This is a genomic window from Actinomadura sp. DC4 (assembly GCF_030406325.1).
In the GTDB taxonomy this organism is placed as follows: domain Bacteria; phylum Actinomycetota; class Actinomycetes; order Streptosporangiales; family Streptosporangiaceae; genus Actinoallomurus.
In genome coordinates this window covers 180,947-200,894 of the sequence record NZ_JAUEQY010000015.1, presented here as the reverse complement: position 1 = coordinate 200,894, position 19,948 = coordinate 180,947, and the positions used below count along the sequence as shown (strand labels likewise).

The window sequence follows — 19,948 nt, the reverse complement described above, 5'->3', positions numbered from 1 at the left end:
CCGCGCGCAGGCGGCGCGGTCAGCCTTCGAGGATCAGGTTGTACCGGTAGGGCTTGTAGCCGTTGTACGAGACCGGGTGCGTGCGGTGGTGCGTGCCGCCGTCGCCGGCCTGCTCGTACACCCAGTAAGAGGTGTGCACCGGGTTCGCCCACTTCTCGAACAGCATCACGTGGCCGGCGTCGCCGATGCTGCCCGCGCCCAGGAACCCGATGGCGTCGCCCGCCTTGAGCCGGCCCCAGGTGATCGGCTTCACGACCGGGCCGGGCGTGCCGTACCCGCCGCGCAGCAGGCTGTCGGTGTTGTGGTTGATCGGCCGGCCGGTCGGCGAGGCGCCGGTCCGCAGGTTCCAGGCCATGGACACGTACCCGGAACAGTCCGTACGCCAGCCGCCCAGGTAGTCGCTCTGGCTGTACGGCACCGGCCCGCCGCCCCGCGCGGTGAGCCAGGTACGGGCGCGGGCCATCACGACGCTCCGCTTGCTCGCGATCGCCGGGCGGATCGGCGCCTGCGGACCGGTCGTGTGGACCACCTGCCTGCCGGAGGCCGACGCGTTCGCGCCCTCCGCGGCGCCCACGCCGGCCGTCAGGACCAGAGCGCCGGTGATCACGCTGAGACGCAGCCGCTTCGCCGTGGTGTTCATGAGTCTCCCCTTCTCGTTTACCTCCCGGCCACTGACCAGGGGAGACGATAAGGAGACCGACCGCCGATGGCCACGCGTCGCGCCGATCATGGGAAAGGAATTACGTCGTGGGGCCGTCCAAGGCGGCGACGCAGTCGACCTCGATGTCGAACGGGCCGGGCCACGCCGGGACGCATACGAAGATCCGGGCGGGCGGATCACTCGGGAAGTACCGGCCGTACACGGCGTTGACCGCGGCGAACTTCTCGACGGACGTGCAGTACACGTTGCACTTGAGGACGTTCTCCAGGGACGAGCCCGCCGTCTGCAGGCACAATTTCATCTGTTCCAGGACGAGTTCGGTCTGCCGCTCGATCGAGGCGCCCTCGACGACCTCGCCGGTACGAGGGTCGAAGGGAGGGAACCCCGAGACGTACACGGTGTCGCCGCTCCGGATGACGGCCGAGGTCGGCGCCTTCCACCGCTCCAGGTACGTCGACAGCGGCTCGACGCGGATGATCTGTCTCACCATTCGGCGGCGTCCGCGTACGACCGGGTCCAGACGGTGACGTGCAGCATGACCGACCTGGTGAAGGCGGCGTGCATCCGGTCGACCTGCTCGGGCGAGGCACCCTTGGCGGCGAGGTACCCCCGCGCCGAGGCGATCACCTCGGCCGTGAACGCCAGCAGGTAGCGCATCGGGATGTGGTCGAGGGAGTCGGCGTGGTCGGTGGCGTTCTTCTTGGCCCGCGTGTGACGCAGGCCGATCTCCTGCTGGTAGTTCAGCCAGTCCTCGTCGAGCGGGCGGGTGCAGGCGTCGATGATGAACCGGTCGAAGCGCGGCTTGGACGCGGCGCCGTACTCCGGGTTGGGCGTCCCGTCGGGATGCCCGGAGTACGGGCGCATGAACGGGAGTTCACCGAGCCGGCGGCGGTAGGCGCTCACCATGTCGTCGGCCTGGTCGGCGAGGATGCCCGCGGCGTCCCTGAGCGCCCGTTCATCCTCTTCGGTGAGCCCGACCACCGCCTTGAGCCGCTCCAGGTCCTCCATGGTCAGCGGCGAGGCGGCGGCCTCGGCCGTGCCGTAGGTGTAGCCGGGAATGGCCTCGGCGTGCTCGATGACCAGCGTGGGTGTGGGCGTGTGCTGGATCTTCACAGGAGCCTCCTGGTTTCACGGCGCCGCGGCCGGGAGACGGCGCGGCCCTGTCCCGATGGTAGGCACGTGATGCTTCGACGATGGTCGAAGCACAGCGGCTTTGACCTGGGCGAACGCCATAACGGTCGGTACCGCCCCGTCCCGTGAGAAGCATCGGTATCGCGGGCTTCCGGTCTCAGGCGCGGAACGGTGCGAAGTTGACGCTGATGCGGGCGCCCGCCGCGGTGGTCTGCTTGGGCACGGAGTGCCGCCAGTCGCGCTGGCTGCGGCCGCCCATGACGACGAGGTCACCGCCCGCGACCTTGAGCGAGAGACTTTTGCCGCCCTCGACCGGGCGGATCAGGAAGCGCCGCGTCGCGCCCAGGCTCAGGACCGGGACGGTGCTCTCCTCCTGGATCTTGCCGATGAGGTCGCCGTGCCAGCCGGTCGAGTCACGGTTGGTGCGGTAGAGGTTCATCCAGAGCGTCCGGTAGGCGACCCCGTAGTGCTCGGACAGCGCCTCGGCCACCGTGTGCAGCAGCGGCTGCGGAGCCAGGTCGATCATCGGGTACTCGGCCGTGAGGCGAGGCTCGATGAAGTCCTGCGCGAACATCTTCCGGTGGCGTTGCTCCCACGGCGCGGTCTCCAGGAGCTCCCTGAAGAGGTGATCGGCGCCCTGGAGCCAGCCCGGCACGTGCTCGATCCAGGACGTCGCGTCCAGGTCGACCCGGTGCGCGGCCGAGAAGCCGGCATCGACCACCGGCTCCAGCGCGCTCAGCAGGTCCGGCTCCTGCACGAGTGAACGCAGCGACGCCCGCACCTCTTCTGACTGCTCGGTCACCATGAGTTCCCCTTCCACCCGACCGGAACACCCTCACCTTATAGGACTATTTAGTCCAATATGATCGGCGTACGGCGCCAGCGCTCCCGAGGCACGGCATCAGGTGATCGGTCTCACGATCGATGGCACCGGAGCCCGCGGCGTCCGGTGCGGAGCCGCGCTCGCAGGGCGGCCGGATCGCCGTACACCAGGGTAATCTTGTGCCGTGGCCGAGATGAAGAGCGCCCCCCGGGCGGCGCGCCTGACGGCGCGCGGTGCGGCGACGAGGGCCCGCATTCTCGAGGCGGCCGCGAACCTCATGCACATCAAGGGCATCAACGCGACCACTCTCGATGACGTACGGGCCGCCAGCGGCACCAGCAAGTCACAGCTTTATCAGCACTTCGCCGACAAGGACGCACTCGTCTGCGCCGTCGCCGGCCTGTGGGCCCAGCGCGTACTCGACCGCGAACAGCAGCACCTGGAGCGCCTCAGCTCCTTCAGCGGTCTCCAGCGCTGGCGCAACGTGCTCGTCCAGCTCAACGGCGCGCAGAACGGCGCGCACGGGTGCGCCCTCGGCTCCATGGCCAACGAGATCGCCGATCACGACGAGGAGGCGCGGGCCATCCTCGCGGCCACCTTCGCCAGCTGGCAGAAGCTGATCGCCGACGGGCTCCGGCGCATGCAGGACAACGGCACGCTCAAGCCCGACGCCGATCCCGATCAGATCGCCACGGGCCTCATGGCCGCACTGCAGGGCGGCTATCTGCTCGCCCAGACCACACGCGACGTGAAGCCCATGGAAGTCGCGCTGGACATGGCCCTGAGCAACATCAAGTCACAGCTCGTCGGATGACCGGCCACCACAGGACCATGTAGTCCACCTATTCGCGCTGCGAGTCCGCGATCAGCCGGTAGATCTCGCCGAACGACATGCCCGACGACGCGGACGCGATTTCCCCGCCGCGAGCTGACCGGCCGCCTCCTGGAGCGCCGTCATCACGCGTGTGCAGAGCGAGGCCCCCATGCTGATCCGCTTGACTCCGGCCCGCTGGAGCTCCGCGACGACATGGCTTCAGGGGCACCCTTAACCTAACGCCGATCTCCGCGTCGTGGCCGGACCGAAGTGATCTCAGCCCGCGGCGTCGAGGGCGTCGAGCGCGCTGGACTGGGTGCGCCAGTCGAACACGTTGGGGCTGCCTCCCGCCCAGCGCTGGCCCAGCCGGTTGAGCGCGTCGCGGTCGTCAAGCCAGATCGAGTCCGCCTGCTTCACGGCGAAGGACTGGTAGGAGGCCGTTCCGGTCGCCGCCTCCAGGTCGGCGAGATAGCGGCTGAGGATGCCCTTGAACTGCTTCTGGTTGTCATCACAGGTGCCCTGCCCGACGTCGCACGACTCGGTCAGTATCCCGGTGCGCGTCAGACCTGTGATCGCCGCGTCCGCGAGCCGGCGGGCCGCGTCGAGCAGGCTCGTGTCGCCGGTGGCGCGCCAGGCCTCGGCCAGACCGCCGACGGCCAGGCCCTGGTTGTAGGTCCAGACCGTCTGGCCGTTGTTGCGGCAGTCCGCGGTGAGGCCGTCGTTGACGAGGTTCGCGCCATTGATGAGCCCACTGTTCAGATACCAGGTCGCGGCCGTACGCGTCCGCTGCAGCCAGACCGTGTCGCCGGGCGTGCGCCGGTGGATCGACGCGGCCAGGCGCAGGTAGAGGCCGCTCGTCACCGCGTTCTTGTACGTGCGTTCCCGGTCCCACCACACCCCGCCGCCGCACGTGCCCGTGTCCCAGTACTGGTTCACGTAGTTCGCGATCGTGGTCGCCATGGTCAGGTAGCGCTGGTCGCCGGTCTGGTCGTAGGCCGCCACCCACGCGAGGCCCCACCAGGCGCTGTCGTCGATGGCGCGGCTGACGAAGTTGCCCTCGATCGCGTCGCTGCTGCGCTGCCCGGCCGCGAACGTGCCCTTGTTCTGGTCGAACGTACGGGCGATGACCCAGTCGTACTGGTGGTCCCGGCGGCCGGTGAGCGCGGTGAGCGCGGCCGCGGAGTTCCACCAGCTGCTGGGCCACCAGCCGGTGTAGGGATCGTAGGAGTACATCAGGGCGTCGGCGGCCGCCGACGCCCGGGCCGGCGCGGGCCGGGCCCACGCGGTGCAGCTGCCGTTCTGGCCCGACACCGCCCGGCCGCAGGCGCGGACGGCACCGCCGTAGAGACGGCCACGCGGGTCCCGTACGGCGAACATCGTCGTACGCGCGGTGGCCGCGCCGCTCGCGACCGGGACGCGGCCGAGCGAGGAGCCGCCGGGCCAGGTCGAGCCGCCGTCCCACGAGCGGTCGAGCCACACCTCGTCACCCGGGGCGCCCGTCTCGATGCTCGCCCACGCCATCGCGTTCTTGTCGGTGTGCAGCCGGATCACCCGGCCGGAGAGCGTCGTCGCCGGTACGGGCTCGGTGCCGCCGTTCGCCTGGCCCGCGTCCGTGCCGTCGCAGCGGACGTCGCAGACGGCCGGATAGACCCAGTCCGTGCACGCGACGGCGCCGGCGTCGCCGCAGGCACGCAGCAGGCCGCGGCGGTGGTTCCGCGGGTCGGAGACGTTGTACATGAGCGTCCGCGTGCCGGTCCACGTGCTCGGGACGCTCGCCTTGCCGAGCAGGCCCTCCCAGGTGCTCCCGCCGTCCCAGGACCGGTCGAGCCACACGGCGTCGCCGGTGGTGCCGTTGTCGACGCTGCCCCACGCCATGCCGTCCGCGTCGGACACGTGCAGCACCAGCCTGCGGCCGTTGACGTTCTTCTCCGGTACGGGGAACGTCTCCTGGCCGGCCTTCGACGGGTCGAGCGTGTCACAGGACAGAAAGCACACCGCCGCCGCCTTCGGCGTGACGTCCGCCGACGCGACGCGTGCGCTCGGCACGACGGCGAGGAACACGAGTGCGGCGACACGACCTCGGCGAACACGCATGGGCGACTCTGACGCTTGACAACAATTGGTGAGATGAAGTTAAGCAATCTGGTCGAACACGTCAATACCCTCCCATATCTGTCATTTCTGGTGCAGAGCGCCCGGCATTTCTTGCCGAGACGACCGTCGCACGCCACCATGTTCCGGACTCGCGAGAAAGAGGATTCGGATGGGCATAAAAAGACTGATCGCCATTGCCGTGGCGGCCGTGAGCGTGTTCGCCCTCGCCCAGGGAGCCGGGCTCGGCAGCGTGTCGCCGCAGGCGGCCAGGGCGGCCGCCGCGTGGCCGGGGACCACCGGCCTGTCGGGCGTCGACGGTGACCCTCTCCTCGACGCCGCCAGCGTCAACGCCTTCTGCACCTGGCGACGCCGGGCCTGCGGGGTCGCCCACACCTACACCGACCGTACGAGCTGGGCTTCCATGACCAGCGGCAGCGGCTGGGTGTTCGAGAACTTCAAGGGTTTCCCGGGCCGGCTGGTCGTCTCCCAGAGCCTGGTGCCGAACGGCGCGCACGGCGACCTGGCCGCCTGTGCCAGTGGTGCGCACAACCAGGACTGGAAGAACTTCGGCAGCCTCATGGTGCGGAAGAGCCGCCCGGACACGATCGTACGGCTCGGCTGGGAGTTCAACGGGACGTTCATGCCCTGGTGGGCCGAGAACACCCAGACGTGGATGAACTGCTACCGCAACGCCGCGCTCGGCATCCGGGCGACCGACCCGAAGGCGGTCTTCGACTGGACCATCAACGCGCACTCCACGCCGGGCAACGTGTGCGGCGGAGTGAGCACCAACTGCTATCCGGGCGACGACGTGGTCGACATCGTCGGCATCGACGACTACGACCACTATCCGTCGGCCGCCTCGCAGGCCCAGTTCAACCAGATCGCGGCGGCGCCCGAGGGGATGACCTGGCTGTACACCTTCGCCGCCGCGCACGGGAAGAAGTTCTCCGTCGGCGAGTGGGGCGTCGCGCCGGGCTCCGACGGCAACACCACCGGCGAGAACCCGCCCTTCATCCAGTGGATGCACGACTGGTTCGCCGCGCACGCCTCCGGAATGGCCTACGAGAACTACTTCAACAACTGTGAGGCGGGCGAGGTGGAGTCCAACCTCTACCGGCCCGTCTCCGACGACTGCGTCCGCCAGAACACCACCGCCGCGAGCCTCTACAAGTCGCTCTTCGGGGCCTGATCACGGCGGCCGGATGATCCGCGTACGCTGTCCCGACCTGATCGGGCGGAGGAGTGTGCGTGACCGAGCGCGGATCATCCGGCGGTATCTCCCGGCGGCGGCTCCTGGGCGGGCTCGGCGGCCTGGCCGTCGCCTCGCCACTGCTGGCCCGCGCGGGCACCGCCGCGCTGGTGACCACGCCGCAGGAGGCGGGGGCCCCGGCTCCTGAGCAACTGCACCTGCAGTTCGGCCCGGACGCCTCGTCGGAGATGGCGGTGTCGTGGGCGGCGCCGCAGCGCGTGGCCGGACCGGCGGTGCGGCTCGGCCGGCCCGGGTACGGGCTGGGCTCGGAGTTCCCCGCCGAGGAGCGGGTCTACACCGACGTCCTCACCGGGCAGGAGACCTTCACCTACCACGCCGTCCTGCCGCACCTGGCCGCCGGCACCCGCCACGACTACCAGGTCACCCACCGCGGCGCGCCGGCGTCGCCGGGCGGCTCCTTCCGTACGGCTCCTCGTGGCCGGTCCAAGGGGTTCCGCTTCACCAGCTTCGGCGACCAGTGCATCCCGGCCAGGGTCGGCCGGGGGCGCGGGCCCGTCACGCCCAACGCCGGGTACGTCGTCGACGCGGTCAACGGCCTCGATCCGCTGTTCCACCTGCTCAACGGCGACCTGTGTTACGCCAATGTCAGCGACGACCCGCCGGCCACCTGGCGCGCCTTCTTCCTCAACAACCAGCGCTCGGCCCGCGACCGCCCGTGGATGCCCTGCCTGGGGAACCACGAGAACGAGATCGGCAACGGCCCGCAGGGCTTCCTGTCGTACCGGACCCGGTTCGCCCTGCCCGGCAACGGCTCGCGCGAGTTCGCCGGGAACTGGTACGCCTTCACCGCCGGGCCCATCCGGGTGATCTCCATCAGCAACGACGACGTGTGCCTGCAGGACGGCGGCTTCAACACGTACTTGCGCGACAACCTGCCCGGCTACCGGTCGAAGGGCTATGACCCGTACATCCGCGGCTACAGCGGCGGCGCGCAGAAGGCCTGGCTCGAACGCACGCTCCGCGACGCCGCCGACGACGACGCGGTCGACTGGATCGTCGTCTGCATGCACCAGGTCGCGATGTCCTCCGCGCACTACAACGGCGCCGACCTCGGCGTACGCCGTGAGTTCGTCCCGCTGTTCGACCGGTACGGGGTCGACCTCGTCGTCGCCGGCCACGAACACCACTTCGAGCGGACCTTCCCCGTGAGGGGCGTCCTGCCGGGCGCCTCGCTGCTCACGCCCGCGCCGCGCGGAACCGACCGCGCCGTCATGGACACCTCCCACGGCACCGTGCACATGACCATCGGCGGCGGTGGGCAGCCCAACACCACCCCGCGGTACGCCTTCGACAGCCCGCATGACGGTGTCGTGCTGTACGACGTCGCCCCCGGCGACCCGCTGCGCCGCCACGAGCCTCTCACCACCACCGAGCCCGCGCCGTGGTCCGCGTACCGCGACCTGCGGCGGCCGTACGGGTTCGCCGCGTTCGACTTCGAGCCCCGGGTTCCGGGCGGTTTCACCCAGATCGCGGTCACGCACTACGGCGCCGGTCTCGGCTCTCCCGACTACCGGGAACTCGACCGGTTCGTCCTGCGGAAGCCGCTGCGCCGTACGAGCTAGACACCCCGAAACATTTCGCTTCCGCCGTGATCACGCGTGACTTTCATGCTGTTTTCATTGCCGTGTCTCGCCGACGGACACCTTCACTACGCACGCCAGAAGGCGGTTCCTGCAGCAGGCGATGACCAGCCTTTTCGAAATATTTCGAAACCTATCGTTGACGTTGTTGCGTGCCCGGCTCACACTCGCCCCAGCGATCGGCCGTCCGAGGAGGCACGCACATGAACGAAGCCCGCCCCAAGAGCCGCCGGCGCGGCGGCACCAGGCTGCTCATCCGCGCGGCCTGCACGGTCGTGGTGGTCGTCGCCGCGGCGATCCTGCCCGGCGCCGCCGTCGCCGACACGACCATCACCTCGAACCAGACCGGCACCGACAACGGCTACTACTACTCGTTCTGGACCGACAGTCCCGGGTCGGTCTCCATGAACCTGGGAGCGGCCGGCAATTACGGCACCTCGTGGAGAAACACCGGGAACTTCGTCGCCGGTAAGGGCTGGAGCAACGGCTCACGCCGGGCCGTGAGTTACTCGGGCACCTTCAATCCGAGCGGCAACGGATATCTGTCCCTCTACGGGTGGACGTCGAATCCGCTCGTGGAGTACTACATCGTCGACAACTGGGGCACCTACCGGCCCACGGGGACGTACAAGGGCACGGTCACCAGTGACGGCGGCACGTACGACATCTACGAGACGACGCGCGTCAACGCCCCTTCGGTCGAGGGCACGCGGACGTTCAATCAGTACTGGAGCGTCCGGCAGTCGAAGAGGACGGGCGGGACGATCACCACGGGCAACCATTTCGACGCGTGGGCCCGTTACGGGATGAACCTCGGCAGTTTCAATTACTACATGATCCTCGCGACCGAGGGCTATCAGAGCAGCGGGAGCTCGAACATCACGCTGGGCGACTCCGGTGGAGGCGGCGGCGGTGGTGGCGGTTCGTGTTCGGCGACGCTGTCGGCGGGTCAGCAGTGGAACGACCGGTACAACCTCAACGTCGCGGTCACCGGCTCCAGCAACTGGACCGTCACCATGAACGTCCCCTCCCCCGAGAAGATCATTTCGACCTGGAACATCAGCGCGAGCTATCCCAGCGCCCAGGTGCTCACCGCCAGGCCCAACGGCAGCGGCAACAACTGGGGCGTCACCGTCCAGACCAACGGGACGTGGACCTGGCCGACGGTCTCCTGCAGCACGAACTGAGCCCCGGCCATTCACGGAGAGGACCCTCTCGCATGCGAACCGCACCACGTCCGACGAAACGCCTCCTGGCCGCAGGACTGGCCGGCGCCGCGCTGGCCCTGGCGAGCGCCGTCACCGTCGGCGCGCCTCCGACACACGCCGCCACCTGCAACGGGTACGTCGGGCTCACCTTCGACGACGGCCCGTCCAACGACCACACCCCGGGCCTGCTCAACGCGCTCCGGCAGAACGGGCTGCGGGCCACGATGTTCAACGAGGGCCAGTTCGCCGCCTCGTACCCCTCCCAGGTCCAGGCCGAGGTCAACGCCGGCATGTGGGTGGGCAACCACAGCTACACCCACCCGCACCTGACGCAGGAGAGCCAGGCGCAGATCGACTCGGAGATCTCCCGTACGCAACAGGCCATCGCCGGCGCGGGCGGCGGCACGCCGAAGCTGTTCCGCCCGCCGTACGGTGAGACCAACGCGACGCTGCAGTCGGTCGAGGCGAAGTACGGCCTGACGCAGATCATCTGGGACGTCGACTCGCAGGACTGGAACGGCGCGAGCACCGACGCGATCGTGCAGGCCAACGCCCGGCTCACCAACGGCCAGATCATCTTGATGCACGAGTGGCCCGCCAACACGCTCGCCGCGATCCCGCGCATCGCGCAGGGGCTGGCCTCTCGCGGCCTGTGCGCCGGCATGATCTCCCCGCAGACCGGCCGTGCCGTGGCCCCCGACGGCGGTGGCGGCGGTGGCGGTGGCGGCGGCTCGTGTTCGGCGACGCTGTCGGCGGGTCAGCAGTGGAACGACCGGTACAACCTCAACGTCGCGGTCACCGGCTCCAGCAACTGGACCGTCACCATGAACGTCCCCTCCCCCGAGAAGATCATTTCGACCTGGAACATCAGCGCGAGCTATCCCAGCGCCCAGGTGCTCACCGCCAGGCCCAACGGCAGCGGCAACAACTGGGGCGTCACCGTCCAGACCAACGGGACGTGGACCTGGCCGACGGTCTCCTGCAGCACGAGCTGAACCCCCGGCGTATCGCGGGCGCGGCGGCCCCTCGCCGCCGCGCCCGTCGCCGGGTCAGGTCCCTATATCTCCGGTAAACCGGCAAGGAATGGTAAACGTCTGGTATTCATGGGGAAAATACGGGGGATCGCCGTCATTGCGGTGATCGCAAGTCTGGGCGGGACGACCGCCTGCAACGATGCGAGTAAGCCTTCCGGCAGGTCCGCGGCCGGTTCGCCGTCCGCGGCGGCATCGGCGCAGCCGGCCGACAACGGCATCGCCGCCAAGTCCGAGGCCGACATCGTCAAGGCCGCTCAGGACGCCTTGGCGCACGCCCGGTCCGTGCACATCAAAGGCGCGTTCACCGAGAGCGGCAAACGCACCGAGATGGACTTGCGGATGGGACAGAACGCCTGCGACGGGAGCATAAAATCACCGTCGAACGGAACGAACGCCCGCGTTTATGTCCGCTGCGTCGGCAAGCGAACGTACATGCGCAGTCCTGAGCTGATCCGCGCCGAGGGCGGCGCGGCCGTGGCGCGAGTGATCGGCGACCATTGGTTCTACTCGTCGAAGACCCGCTCCGGCCCGCTCGCGGGCCTGACCAAGCCGGCGGACTTCGCCGAGAGCCTGACCGCCGACGGGACGGTGACGAAGGGCAAGAAGACGACCCTGGGCGGCGTCCCGGTGCTCCAGCTTCTGAACGACGGATCGTCGATGTACGTCGCGACGACCGGGACTCCGTATCCGATGCGCATCGAGCCCGACCCGCCGAAGCCCGGCCAGGGTCTCGACCTGCTCGACTACAACGCACCGCTCAACGTCGTCGCTCCCCCGGGTGCCGTCGACGTCGACCACCTGATGGGCTGAGACCGCCGGTCATGGCGCGTACGACCGGGCCGTAGCGCGCCGATGTCGCTGCCCGCCGCGCCTCCGCGGCGGGCACGCCGTCCGAGGTGACGAGCCGCTTCAGGTACGGATGATCCGCGGGCTACGGCTTCACGAGGACGATTCTGGACGGGTCGGCGTCCTCGCGGAAGAACAGCTGCGGCGAGGCGCCGTCCGGCCAGCCCTGGACCTTCGCGCACGCCTGGTGGAAGGCGTGTTCGACGGACTTGCCGAAGGCGAGCGCCGAGTAGAGGGCCGCCGCGAACTCCCTGGCGGGCGCGTCGGAGAAGGCGCCGCGCAGGCCGATGGCCGCGTCGACGAACTCGGCGGCGAGGCGCGCGTGGGCTTCGGAGTCACAGAGGTTGAAGAACACGATGCGCAGGTTGACGTTGGTCCACCGGAGCATCTGGATCAGCTGGTCCGCCTCGATCGGCTCGGATCTGTCGTTCGGTCCCATCAGCAGGATCCCGTCCTCCCGGCCGTGCCCGCTGAACTGGACCATGTGCGGTTTGTGCCGGTTGAGATTCGGCAGCAGGTCGAACGGCTGCGTGGCGGGCCACGGCCGCAGGTCGATGCGGTCGCCGAACTCCGCCTCGTCGATCCGCCTCAGGATCTCCGTGATCTCCTGAGCCAGGTCGGGCCGGGGAAGATCACGGGGCTCGGAGGCGAACAGCAACACCGTGGTGTTCTCCGGCAGCGTCGCCTTCTCCTCCTCCGAGAGCTCCGGGGTGGCGGGTACGTCCGGCCTTCCGCCGATCTGGAGGATCCGCCTCCGCCCGGGTGGCGGCTGACCGGAGAGGCCCCGCTCGATGTCGTGGACCGACCGGGACAGGCGCTCGACGCCCTCGGCGGCGCTGCGGGCGGCGGCTTCGGCCGTCGCGATCGCACTGGTGTTCTTCGTGGTCGCGCCTTCAACAGCGTGCAGCGTGGCCGCCAGGCGAACCAGCTCGTCGGCCGCGGCGGAGTCGGAGTGAGCCGCACTCCTGGTACTCGCCGCGATGAATGCCTGCGCGGCCTCCCAGAGCGCCGCTACGACGTCGGCGATCTCGAGTTCCTTTCGGTGGAATTCCTTGAGGATCTTCTCGCGCTCGGCGCGACTTTTATCGACATCCTTAGTACGTTTCTTGTACTCCGCGTCGAGCTTGGCTCGCTGGAGACGGTCGGTAGTGGCGTTCGACCGCCCTACCAAGACGTTCTGCTCCTGCGTCAGCCGACCGACTTCGGCGTCTGCTCGGACGTGGCGTAATTCGAGCGTGTTCCTCTCGATGAGCAATTTCTTGAGGCGTCCGGTGTCGAGGTTGATCGTCCCCGGCGCTCCCGGCGGCTCGCGGCGGTCCCTCACTCGGGACCGCTCTCGGGGGGCCGGATCAGCGACTCCAGGCAGGCGATCATCGCTCGTACCACCACTTCGGGCGGAGGACCGTCGTGCTCGTGCTCGAACGTGAGCGCCGCGGGCTCGCCGTCGGCCTCAAAGGTGATTTTGACACTACGGCGCTCGGCCGGTCCACCTCCGCGCGCGAAATTCCACCAATGTTTGACGAATTGTGGAATCTGATATTTCGCGAGCAGGATGGTGACGAGATTGGCGCCGAGACCGACCCCTATCTGGACGGCGTCGACGACCTCCACCCCACGCTTGACCCCGGCCCGGCGAAAGCCGTCTTCCGCGAGAAGATCGGCCAGATCCTGAGGGACATCGATGTACACACCAGTCGCCATGGCGCGAGAATATAGCCGAGAAATAAACGACGGGAAAGGCAGCACCAAGCCCGTAATGACGATAAGAGGCCGGCGCTCCGCCGGCGACGGCGTCCAGCACGGCGGCGCGCGTACGGCCCAGGAGGTCGGCCAGCGAGCGGTCGCGCTGCGGGTCCTCCTCGACGACGCGGCAGTCACGGGCGATCGGGTCGACGGGCACCGGTGGGAGGGCCGGGCCGACCAGTGTGATGGGTCTACGCCAGCAGAAGAATCCGGGGACGAGGAGGAGACCGCGGCCGGCCGGCACCTGGTCCCGATGGACCGGATAATCGGCCTCCAGCACGGGTGGGTTCCACCGCATCATCGGGCGGAAGCTGTCGAGCAGCCGTTCGCAGCCGCCTTCGGCGAGGGCGCGTACCCGGTAGTCGCGGTCGATGCCGGTACACTTGGCGATCAGCGGCCGGTCGGACGCGATGACGGGCCTGTGGTACCGCCCCGGGTCTCGCGCACGTCAGTGAACGTCGCGGCGGACCTCGCGGTCCTCCAGGTCGAGGCGGCGGCTCACGGCCCGTCTCGTGTCCATGCCGATCTTGCCCTTGCGATAGAGCGAGCGCAGTCTGTCCCGCTGGGCCCGCAGGATCTCCCGCCGGACCATGAGGGCGTCGGTCAGGCCCTCCTCCTCCGGCTCGTCGTCCAGGGCGGCGCGGACCCGCTCCAGGCGGTCCTCGTACAGCTGCCGGAACGTCCGCGCGGTGCGGTCGTCCACCTCGCCCCGCCCGGCGAGTTCGTCGATCCGGGACAGGGCCGTCTCGATGATCGCCCGGTGTGTGCGCATCTGCTCCATCCGCGCGCGGTCCGCCTCGCCCAGGCCGAACCGGCGGAGTGCGAGCGGCAGTGTCGTGGCCTGGCCGATCAGCGTCACGAAGACGATCGCCGCCGCCAGGAAGATGAGCTCGCCCCGGCCCGCGAGCGCGTGGCCGTGCACGCTCACCGGCAGCGACAGCACCAGGGCCAGCGAGATCGCGCCGCGCATGCCACTCCAGCCGATGACGACCCGTTCCCGCCACGGCAGGTGGTCGAAGCCGAGGTGGCGGCCCGGCAGGAAGCGGGCGAGCGGGAAGACCAGGAACACCCACAGCAGGCGCAGCGACACGATCACCGCGGCGACGGCCAGCACGGCGAGGGCCACCCGCGACCAGGTGTGCCCGGCGACCTCACCGACGATGCCGCGGACCTGCAGGCCGAGCAGCACGAACAGCGCCGACTCCAGCAGGAAGACCAGCATCCGCCAGAACAGCTGCCCGGGCACCCGCGTCGCCGGCTGGAGCATGCCCTCCCCGCGCGTACCGAAGTAGAACCCGGCCGTGACCGTGGCCAGCACGCCCGAGAAGCCGAGGCGTTCGGCCGGCACGTACGCCAGGTACGGCGTCAGCAGCGACACCACCAGCTGGCTGCGGGGATCGCGGATCCGGCGCCGTACGCGGGCCAGGACGAAGCCCACGAGCAGGCCGTACGCCACCCCGCCGGCCGCCACCTCACCCGTACGGACCAGGACGTGGCCCGGGGTGTAGTTCGTCGTGAGCGCCTCGATCGCCAGGCCGAAGGCGGTGAGCGCGACGCCGTCGTTGATGAGGCTCTCGCTCTCCACGATGGTCACGAGCCGCAGCGGGGCGCCGAGCCGCTGCAGGATCGCGGTCGCCGAGACGGCGTCGGTCGGGGCCACCGCCGCGCCGAACGCGATGGCGAGCGCCCAGCTCAGCGCGGGCATCGCCCAGTGGGCCGCCGCTGCGGCGGCGAAGGTCGTCACGAGCGTGAGGCCGACGGCGAGCGTCGTGATCGGGACCACGTCGGCCCGTGCCTCACGGGGCGCGGTGAAGAACGCCGCGTGGTAGACCAGCGGCGGCAGGAACCCGAACAGCACGATCTCCGGCGGCAGATGCGTCTCCGGCACGCCGGGCAGAAACCCCGCCGCCGTGCCCAGCAGCACGAGCAGGATCGCCTCGGGCATGCCGATCCGCCCGGCCAGGGCCTGCGAGAGCAGGACCACGACCGTGATGGCCAGGCCGAGGACGAACAGCGATGACGCGCCCATGATCGCGTTCTCTACCCGGAAAAACGCCGGTCCAGCACGGTCAGGCCTGGTCGGCGGCGCCCTCCACCTCGGCGAGCCGGCCCCGTACGGCGGCGCGTCAGGGGTACCCGATCGCGCTCATGCGCCCGGTCCACTCTCTGACGGCAGGGGGGATCGTGCCGTCGAGGGGACGGCCCTCGATCAGCACGTGACGGGCGGCGAAGAACTCCTGAAACGCGCGGTGCGCGAACACCAGCCGCGGAGCACGCCCCGCCTTGTGCGGCCCGAGCGGAAGGAGGAGCGTCTGGGTGGAGACCGCCCCGAGGTCGCGACGGGTCTCCAGCCACGGGAGCACCGCGACGAGCGAATCCCATCGAACGCTCGATCCCAGGTCCGGCTCGGTGCCGGCGACCGGCTCGGCGGGCAGGGTCTGGCCCGCGGCCGTGTCCATCAGGTCCCACGAGCGCGCCAGCGCGGTGTCCAGGCTCTCACCCGCGGAAACGAGCGGCGGACGGTGGTCGCCTCCGGGAGAGATCAGTTCCGGATTCAGCAGGTCGCGGCGGAGTTTCCGGGCGACCCAGCTGTCCATGAGCGTCACCGGGTCGAGACGGCGGACGCCCTCGGCCGCGACATCGGAGATCAGCAGTTGGAGGAAGAGGGGCCGGCGTGGGATGTCCTCATAGAGCGCGGCGAACGGCTCTCTACCGATGAGGTCGAGCAATTCGGACAGGTTGTGCCCGGCCTCCACCTCACCGGTCTCACCGGCCCTGCTCCGCGCGCGGGCGATCAGGGAGCGGATCTCCGGATCGGCCCATGGGCGCAGCTCCACCGCGGACATCCTGGCACCGGCGTACGGATGGGGGCTGAGCGCGCCCGCCAGTTCCTCGTGCTTCGCATGCCAGAACTCGGTGCGCATGGTGAGCAGGACGGGGACGCGCACGTCGGAGACCTCGTTGAGGATCTGGGCCACGCCGTTGCGACGATGGGCCAGCGGCGCCTCGTCCAGGCCGTCGACCACGAGCAGGATGTCTCCGCGTGGTCTGCGGAGCAGCTTCTCCGACACGACCTCCGCCAGCGGCTCGATCGCCTGCATGTCGGCGTCCGGGATCTGTTCGAGCAGCGCCACCGGATCGATCACCTGCCTCAGGAGGGCACGGCCGCCGCTGTGATCCGCGCGGAGCAGTGCCGCCGGAATATAGAGAGCCTCTCGCCCGAGTATCTGTGAGATCCGCAGCGCGGCCGCCGTCTTCCCGTACCCGAACCCGCCCAGCAGCAGACGGAGGCCTTTGCCGCCGCCGCCGCTCATGAGTTCGTGGGCGGGGTCCGCGAGCTTCGTCGTCGCCTCGAACGCGCCGACCAGATCGTTGCCGGAGAAGTGGTAGGTGCCTGCGGACAGCGGCACCTCCGTCAGGTGGTCCTCGCCGAGGAGCGCGTTCATCCGGCCCCGGAGGTCATCGCTCTGCCTCCGCCAAGCTCTCTCGACCAGTTCCGAAAGACGCGCGCAGACCATGCCGAGCAGACGCTTGCGGTCCCACAGGTCCACCCATCCGGCGGCGCCGCTCCGCTGAAGCGCGATCAGCGCCGAGGTCACCGCGTCGTGGAAACCGGTGTCCTTGTTCTCCCGGTTGTGCAGCAGCACATAGGCGTCCGTGGTGAGGCCCGACTCCTGGAATCGTCTGATGCTCCTCACGCACTGGGCGGCCTGGGCCCCGCCGATCTCGTGTTGCGCGACGCCGAAGCCCTTGCACTGGACGACGGCTCTCAGTCTCCGGCCGTCCTCGGCCCACGCCAGATGATCGATGCCGGCGGCGTCCCATCCGCCCATCTCCGGAACCTCGATCGCGTCGCCGTCGAGGACGGTCTGAAGGTACGGAAGGCACGCCCGCTGGAAGTCGTACTTCTCCTTGGCCCTGAGGCTTCCTGCCGCTTTTCTGACCTGAGTCGTGTCGTTCCACGAACGTACGTCCGCGGGCACCCAGTCCGGAGCGGCGCCGAGGGGAAGGGACGGACCGGGAGAGGCCATGCGACCAGTGATACCACCTGGCCCGTGCCGCTGCGGCTTGCGTGGACGGCGGCTCCTGCTACGGTGAAACGCGAGTGTTCGGATACGAGGGAGATCAGATCGTGGTAGGTGACGACGACATTTCCGGGTGATACCGGAAGTGATCGGCCACTGGCAGGCGCCTGAGCGCGCGGCCGTGGCCGTCTTGTCGTCCCACCGAACCCCCCTGCCGGGCGTCCCGGCTCACACTCGAGGGCTCTCACATGTCCGACGCGTTCATCATCTGTTCCGGTCTCACCTTCTCCTGGCCCGACGACACCCCCGTGTTCGAGGACCTGTCCTTCACCGTCGGCGGCGGCCGTACGGGCCTCGTCGCGCCGAACGGGGCCGGGAAGAGCACGCTGCTCAAACTCATCGCCGGTGAGTACCGGCCCGGCGGCGGGTCGGTGTCCGTCGACGGGGTGCTCGGTTACCTCCCCCAGAGCCTGCCCTTCACCGGACGACTGACCGTGGCCGAGGTCCTCGGGATCGCTCCGGTGATCACGGCGCTCGACGCCATCGAGGCCGGCGACGCGAGCGAGGAGCACTTCACCACGATCGGCAACGACTGGGACATCGAGGAGCGCACCCGCGCCCAGCTCGACCGGCTCGGACTCGGGGACCTCTCCCTCTCCCGGCGCCTGGACACCCTCAGCGGCGGCCAGGTCGTCTCCCTCGGCCTCGCGGCCCAGCTCCTCAAGCGCCCGGACGTCCTCCTGCTCGACGAGCCGACCAACAACCTCGACCTCGACGCGCGCCGGCACCTCTACACGGTGCTCGACGACTGGAACGGCTGCCTGCTGCTCGTCAGCCACGACCGGGCGCTGCTCGACCGCATGGACCGCATCGCCGAGCTCGACCAGGGCGAGATCCACTCGTACGGCGGCGGTTTCACCGCGTACGAGGAGGCCGTACGCGGTGCGCGCGAGGTCGCCGAGAAGAACATCCGCAACGCCGAGCAGGAGGTCAAGCGGGAGAAGCGGGAGATGCAGCAGGCCCGCGAACGGGCGGCGAAGCGGGCGGGCAACGCCGCGCGCAACATCAAGAGCGCCGGGCTGCCGAAGATCGTCGCCGGGGCGATGCAGCGGCGCGCCCAGGAGTCGGCGGGCAAGGCCGACGAGACGCACGGCTCCCGCGTCGCCGGCGCGAAGGCCCGGCTCGACGAGGCCGGCCGCGCCCTGCGCGAGGAGCAGAAGATCGCACTCGAGCTTCCCGGGACGAACGTCCCGGCCGGGCGTACGGTCTTCCTCGGCGAGCGGATGCGGGTCCGGTACGGCGAGAGGGCGCTGTTCGACGGCGTCGACCTGGTCATCCGCGGCCCCGAACGCATCGCGCTGACCGGCCCCAACGGCGCCGGCAAGTCCACGCTGCTGCGCGTGGTCGGCGGCGAGCTGGCACCGGAGGGCGGTGAGACCAGGCGGGCCGACGGCCGGGTCGCCTACCTCTCCCAGCGCCTGGATCTGCTGGACGCCGACCGTACGGTGGCCGAGAGCCTCGCCGCGTTCGCGCCCGGCATGCTGGAACCGGACCGGATGAACCTCCTGGCCCGCTTCCTGTTCCGCGGGGCGCGCGCGCACCTGCCGGTCGGCGTCCTGTCCGGCGGCGAACGCCTGCGCGCCACGCTCGCCTGCGTCCTGTGCGCCGAACCGGCCCCGCAGCTCCTGCTGCTGGACGAGCCGACCAACAACCTCGACCTGGTCAGCGTCGCGCAGCTGGAGAGCGCGCTGGCGGCGTACGAGGGGGCCTTCGTGGTGGTCAGCCACGACGAACGGTTCCTCGCCGAGATCAACGTGACGCGCCGGCTGCGGCTGTCCGAGGGGCGCCTGGCGGAGTACTGAGAGGGGCGCCTATGCCTGCCCGTTCACCTCGAGGGTGACGCCCGGCTTCTCGGACCAGAAGGCGTACAGGTCCTTGACCTGCTCGACGCGCGGGAACGGCTCCGGGTAGGACCAGATCACGTCCTCGGCCACACCGCCGTCGGTCTCCACGGAGAAGTAGACGGCGTCACCCTTGAACGGGCAGTGCGAGGTCGTGTCGGACGACCGGAGCAGGTCGGTCTTCACGTCCTCGGCCGGCAGGTAGTAGCGCGGCGGGCAGCCCGTCTCGGTGAGTACGACCGGCCGGGAGGAGGTCGCGACGACCACGTCCCCGACCCGCACCACGACCTGATCCGACGCGGGTGCGACCTCGATGTCATGTCCTCGTGTGCTCATGCCGCCAATCCCATCAGATGCGCCGGCGTCTAAGGTGACCGGATCCGGCGGAGAGGCGAACCACTCATGACCTACGTTACCGACCCGCGCGTCGACGCCTACATCGAGCGCCTGCCGGACTGGCAGCAGGCCATCTGCCGCGAGGTACGCGACCTCGTCCACGCCGCGGACGAGGAGATCACCGAGACGATCAAACGGACCGACCGCCCGTACTTCGTGCTGCGGGGCAACGTCTGCGCGCTGCTGGCGGCGAAGGACCACGTCAACGTCTTCCTGTACGACGGCGCCATCGTCCCCGACCCGGAGGGCATCATCACGGGAGGCCACGACAACAAGACCGCCCGCACGGTGGCCTTCCGCCGCGACGACCCGGTCAACGCCCCGGCCCTCACCGCCATGCTGAAACAGATCATCGCCGACAACCGCGCCGGCGGCTGGCGCAAACTCAAACGCCAGACCTGAGCGCGGGCGGGGTCGCC

18 protein-coding genes are annotated in these 19,948 nt (G+C 69.6%); 8 read left to right on the top strand and 10 right to left on the bottom strand.

The genetic code is table 11. The annotated features are described in order from the left end of the window. Window positions 1-19 precede the first annotated feature (19 nt). The 4 genes from QWU11_RS24820 to QWU11_RS24805 form a co-directional block, all read right to left on the bottom strand. Complete coding sequence (locus tag QWU11_RS24820) at window positions 20-640, bottom strand: hypothetical protein (RefSeq protein ID WP_290116797.1); 621 nt, start codon at window positions 638-640, stop codon at window positions 20-22. A gap of 100 nt (window positions 641-740) precedes the next feature. Continuing rightward, window positions 741-1,151 carry a RidA family protein gene (locus QWU11_RS24815; protein ID WP_290116796.1) on the bottom strand — a complete coding sequence of 137 codons (411 nt, stop codon included), beginning with the start codon at window positions 1,149-1,151 and terminating at the stop codon, window positions 741-743. After that, a complete protein-coding gene (locus tag QWU11_RS24810) occupies window positions 1,145-1,774 on the bottom strand; it encodes a protoglobin domain-containing protein (RefSeq protein WP_290116795.1) in 630 nt (209 codons plus the stop codon). The genes QWU11_RS24815 and QWU11_RS24810 overlap by 7 nt, the downstream gene beginning before the upstream one ends. Window positions 1,775-1,949: 175 nt before the next feature. Next, window positions 1,950-2,597, bottom strand: coding sequence for an alpha-ketoglutarate-dependent dioxygenase AlkB (locus tag QWU11_RS24805; protein ID WP_290116794.1), 648 nt, complete (start codon window positions 2,595-2,597; stop codon window positions 1,950-1,952). A 211-nt stretch (window positions 2,598-2,808) separates the two neighbouring features. Here QWU11_RS24805 and QWU11_RS24800 point away from each other — a divergent pair, with 211 nt between their 5' ends. Then, window positions 2,809-3,429: a TetR/AcrR family transcriptional regulator gene (locus tag QWU11_RS24800; protein ID WP_290116840.1), complete on the top strand. Its 621-nt coding sequence runs from the start codon at window positions 2,809-2,811 to the stop codon at window positions 3,427-3,429. A gap of 276 nt (window positions 3,430-3,705) precedes the next feature. Here the strand turns inward: QWU11_RS24800 and QWU11_RS24795 are convergent, their stop codons facing one another. Further along, window positions 3,706-5,523: a glycoside hydrolase family 76 protein gene (locus QWU11_RS24795; protein ID WP_290116793.1), complete on the bottom strand. Its 1,818-nt coding sequence runs from the start codon at window positions 5,521-5,523 to the stop codon at window positions 3,706-3,708. Between the two features lie 169 nt (window positions 5,524-5,692). Between QWU11_RS24795 and QWU11_RS24790 the strand changes: the two genes are divergently transcribed. From QWU11_RS24790 to QWU11_RS24770, 5 genes are all read left to right on the top strand, one after another. Beyond that, entirely contained in the window at window positions 5,693-6,715 is a 1,023-nt protein-coding gene (locus QWU11_RS24790) for a glycosyl hydrolase (RefSeq protein ID WP_290116792.1), read from the top strand. Window positions 6,716-6,774: 59 nt separating this feature from the next. Next, window positions 6,775-8,358, top strand: a complete 1,584-nt coding sequence (locus QWU11_RS24785) for a metallophosphoesterase family protein (protein ID WP_290116791.1) — start codon at window positions 6,775-6,777, stop codon at window positions 8,356-8,358. A 221-nt stretch (window positions 8,359-8,579) separates the two neighbouring features. Next, on the top strand, window positions 8,580-9,563 hold the full coding sequence (locus tag QWU11_RS24780; RefSeq protein WP_290116790.1) for a glycoside hydrolase family 11 protein: 984 nt from the start codon (window positions 8,580-8,582) through the stop codon (window positions 9,561-9,563). Window positions 9,564-9,595: 32 nt separating this feature from the next. Then, window positions 9,596-10,579: a polysaccharide deacetylase family protein gene (locus QWU11_RS24775; RefSeq protein ID WP_290116789.1), complete on the top strand. Its 984-nt coding sequence runs from the start codon at window positions 9,596-9,598 to the stop codon at window positions 10,577-10,579. A gap of 141 nt (window positions 10,580-10,720) precedes the next feature. Further along, the gene (locus QWU11_RS24770) at window positions 10,721-11,428 is read left to right on the top strand and encodes a hypothetical protein (protein WP_290116788.1); all 708 of its coding nucleotides are present in this window, start codon (window positions 10,721-10,723) and stop codon (window positions 11,426-11,428) included. A 121-nt stretch (window positions 11,429-11,549) separates the two neighbouring features. Here the strand turns inward: QWU11_RS24770 and QWU11_RS24765 are convergent, their stop codons facing one another. From QWU11_RS24765 to QWU11_RS24750, 4 genes are all read right to left on the bottom strand, one after another. Continuing rightward, on the bottom strand, window positions 11,550-12,788 hold the full coding sequence (locus QWU11_RS24765) for a hypothetical protein (protein WP_290116787.1): 1,239 nt from the start codon (window positions 12,786-12,788) through the stop codon (window positions 11,550-11,552). Beyond that, window positions 12,785-13,165: a hypothetical protein gene (locus QWU11_RS24760; protein WP_290116786.1), complete on the bottom strand. Its 381-nt coding sequence runs from the start codon at window positions 13,163-13,165 to the stop codon at window positions 12,785-12,787. The genes QWU11_RS24765 and QWU11_RS24760 overlap by 4 nt, the downstream gene beginning before the upstream one ends. 490 nt (window positions 13,166-13,655) lie before the next feature. Beyond that, a complete protein-coding gene (locus tag QWU11_RS24755; protein ID WP_290116785.1) occupies window positions 13,656-15,236 on the bottom strand; it encodes a Na+/H+ antiporter in 1,581 nt (526 codons plus the stop codon). A gap of 97 nt (window positions 15,237-15,333) precedes the next feature. Beyond that, window positions 15,334-17,238 (bottom strand): hypothetical protein, encoded by a 1,905-nt coding sequence (locus QWU11_RS24750; protein WP_290116784.1) that lies wholly within the window; start codon window positions 17,236-17,238, stop codon window positions 15,334-15,336. 242 nt (window positions 17,239-17,480) lie between these two features. On the opposite strand from QWU11_RS24750, the gene abc-f reads away from it, so the two are divergent. Next, window positions 17,481-19,094, top strand: a complete 1,614-nt coding sequence (gene abc-f, locus QWU11_RS24745) for a ribosomal protection-like ABC-F family protein (RefSeq protein WP_290116783.1) — start codon at window positions 17,481-17,483, stop codon at window positions 19,092-19,094. Between the two features lie 9 nt (window positions 19,095-19,103). Here the strand turns inward: abc-f and QWU11_RS24740 are convergent, their stop codons facing one another. Then, window positions 19,104-19,469: a DUF427 domain-containing protein gene (locus QWU11_RS24740; RefSeq protein ID WP_290116782.1), complete on the bottom strand. Its 366-nt coding sequence runs from the start codon at window positions 19,467-19,469 to the stop codon at window positions 19,104-19,106. 66 nt (window positions 19,470-19,535) lie between these two features. On the opposite strand from QWU11_RS24740, the gene QWU11_RS24735 reads away from it, so the two are divergent. Further along, window positions 19,536-19,931 (top strand): DUF1801 domain-containing protein, encoded by a 396-nt coding sequence (locus QWU11_RS24735; protein WP_290116781.1) that lies wholly within the window; start codon window positions 19,536-19,538, stop codon window positions 19,929-19,931. The last annotated feature ends 17 nt before the right edge of the window (window positions 19,932-19,948 follow it).

Bases quoted from the DNA above. Each gene is read 5' to 3' on its own strand.
- QWU11_RS24790 (WP_290116792.1), top strand. From the start codon at position 5,693: ATGGGCATAAAAAGACTGATCGCCATTGCCGTGGCGGCCGTGAGCGTG.
- QWU11_RS24820 (WP_290116797.1), bottom strand. From the start codon at position 640: ATGAACACCACGGCGAAGCGGCTGCGTCTCAGCGTGATCACCGGCGCT.
- QWU11_RS24775 (WP_290116789.1), top strand. From the start codon at position 9,596: ATGCGAACCGCACCACGTCCGACGAAACGCCTCCTGGCCGCAGGACTG.
- QWU11_RS24800 (WP_290116840.1), top strand. From the start codon at position 2,809: ATGAAGAGCGCCCCCCGGGCGGCGCGCCTGACGGCGCGCGGTGCGGCG.
- QWU11_RS24755 (WP_290116785.1), bottom strand. From the start codon at position 15,236: ATGGGCGCGTCATCGCTGTTCGTCCTCGGCCTGGCCATCACGGTCGTG.
- QWU11_RS24760 (WP_290116786.1), bottom strand. From the start codon at position 13,165: ATGGCGACTGGTGTGTACATCGATGTCCCTCAGGATCTGGCCGATCTT.
- QWU11_RS24740 (WP_290116782.1), bottom strand. From the start codon at position 19,469: ATGAGCACACGAGGACATGACATCGAGGTCGCACCCGCGTCGGATCAG.
- QWU11_RS24815 (WP_290116796.1), bottom strand. From the start codon at position 1,151: ATGGTGAGACAGATCATCCGCGTCGAGCCGCTGTCGACGTACCTGGAG.
- QWU11_RS24795 (WP_290116793.1), bottom strand. From the start codon at position 5,523: ATGCGTGTTCGCCGAGGTCGTGTCGCCGCACTCGTGTTCCTCGCCGTC.
- QWU11_RS24735 (WP_290116781.1), top strand. From the start codon at position 19,536: ATGACCTACGTTACCGACCCGCGCGTCGACGCCTACATCGAGCGCCTG.
- QWU11_RS24780 (WP_290116790.1), top strand. From the start codon at position 8,580: ATGAACGAAGCCCGCCCCAAGAGCCGCCGGCGCGGCGGCACCAGGCTG.
- QWU11_RS24750 (WP_290116784.1), bottom strand. From the start codon at position 17,238: ATGGCCTCTCCCGGTCCGTCCCTTCCCCTCGGCGCCGCTCCGGACTGG.
- QWU11_RS24805 (WP_290116794.1), bottom strand. From the start codon at position 2,597: ATGGTGACCGAGCAGTCAGAAGAGGTGCGGGCGTCGCTGCGTTCACTC.
- abc-f (WP_290116783.1), top strand. From the start codon at position 17,481: ATGTCCGACGCGTTCATCATCTGTTCCGGTCTCACCTTCTCCTGGCCC.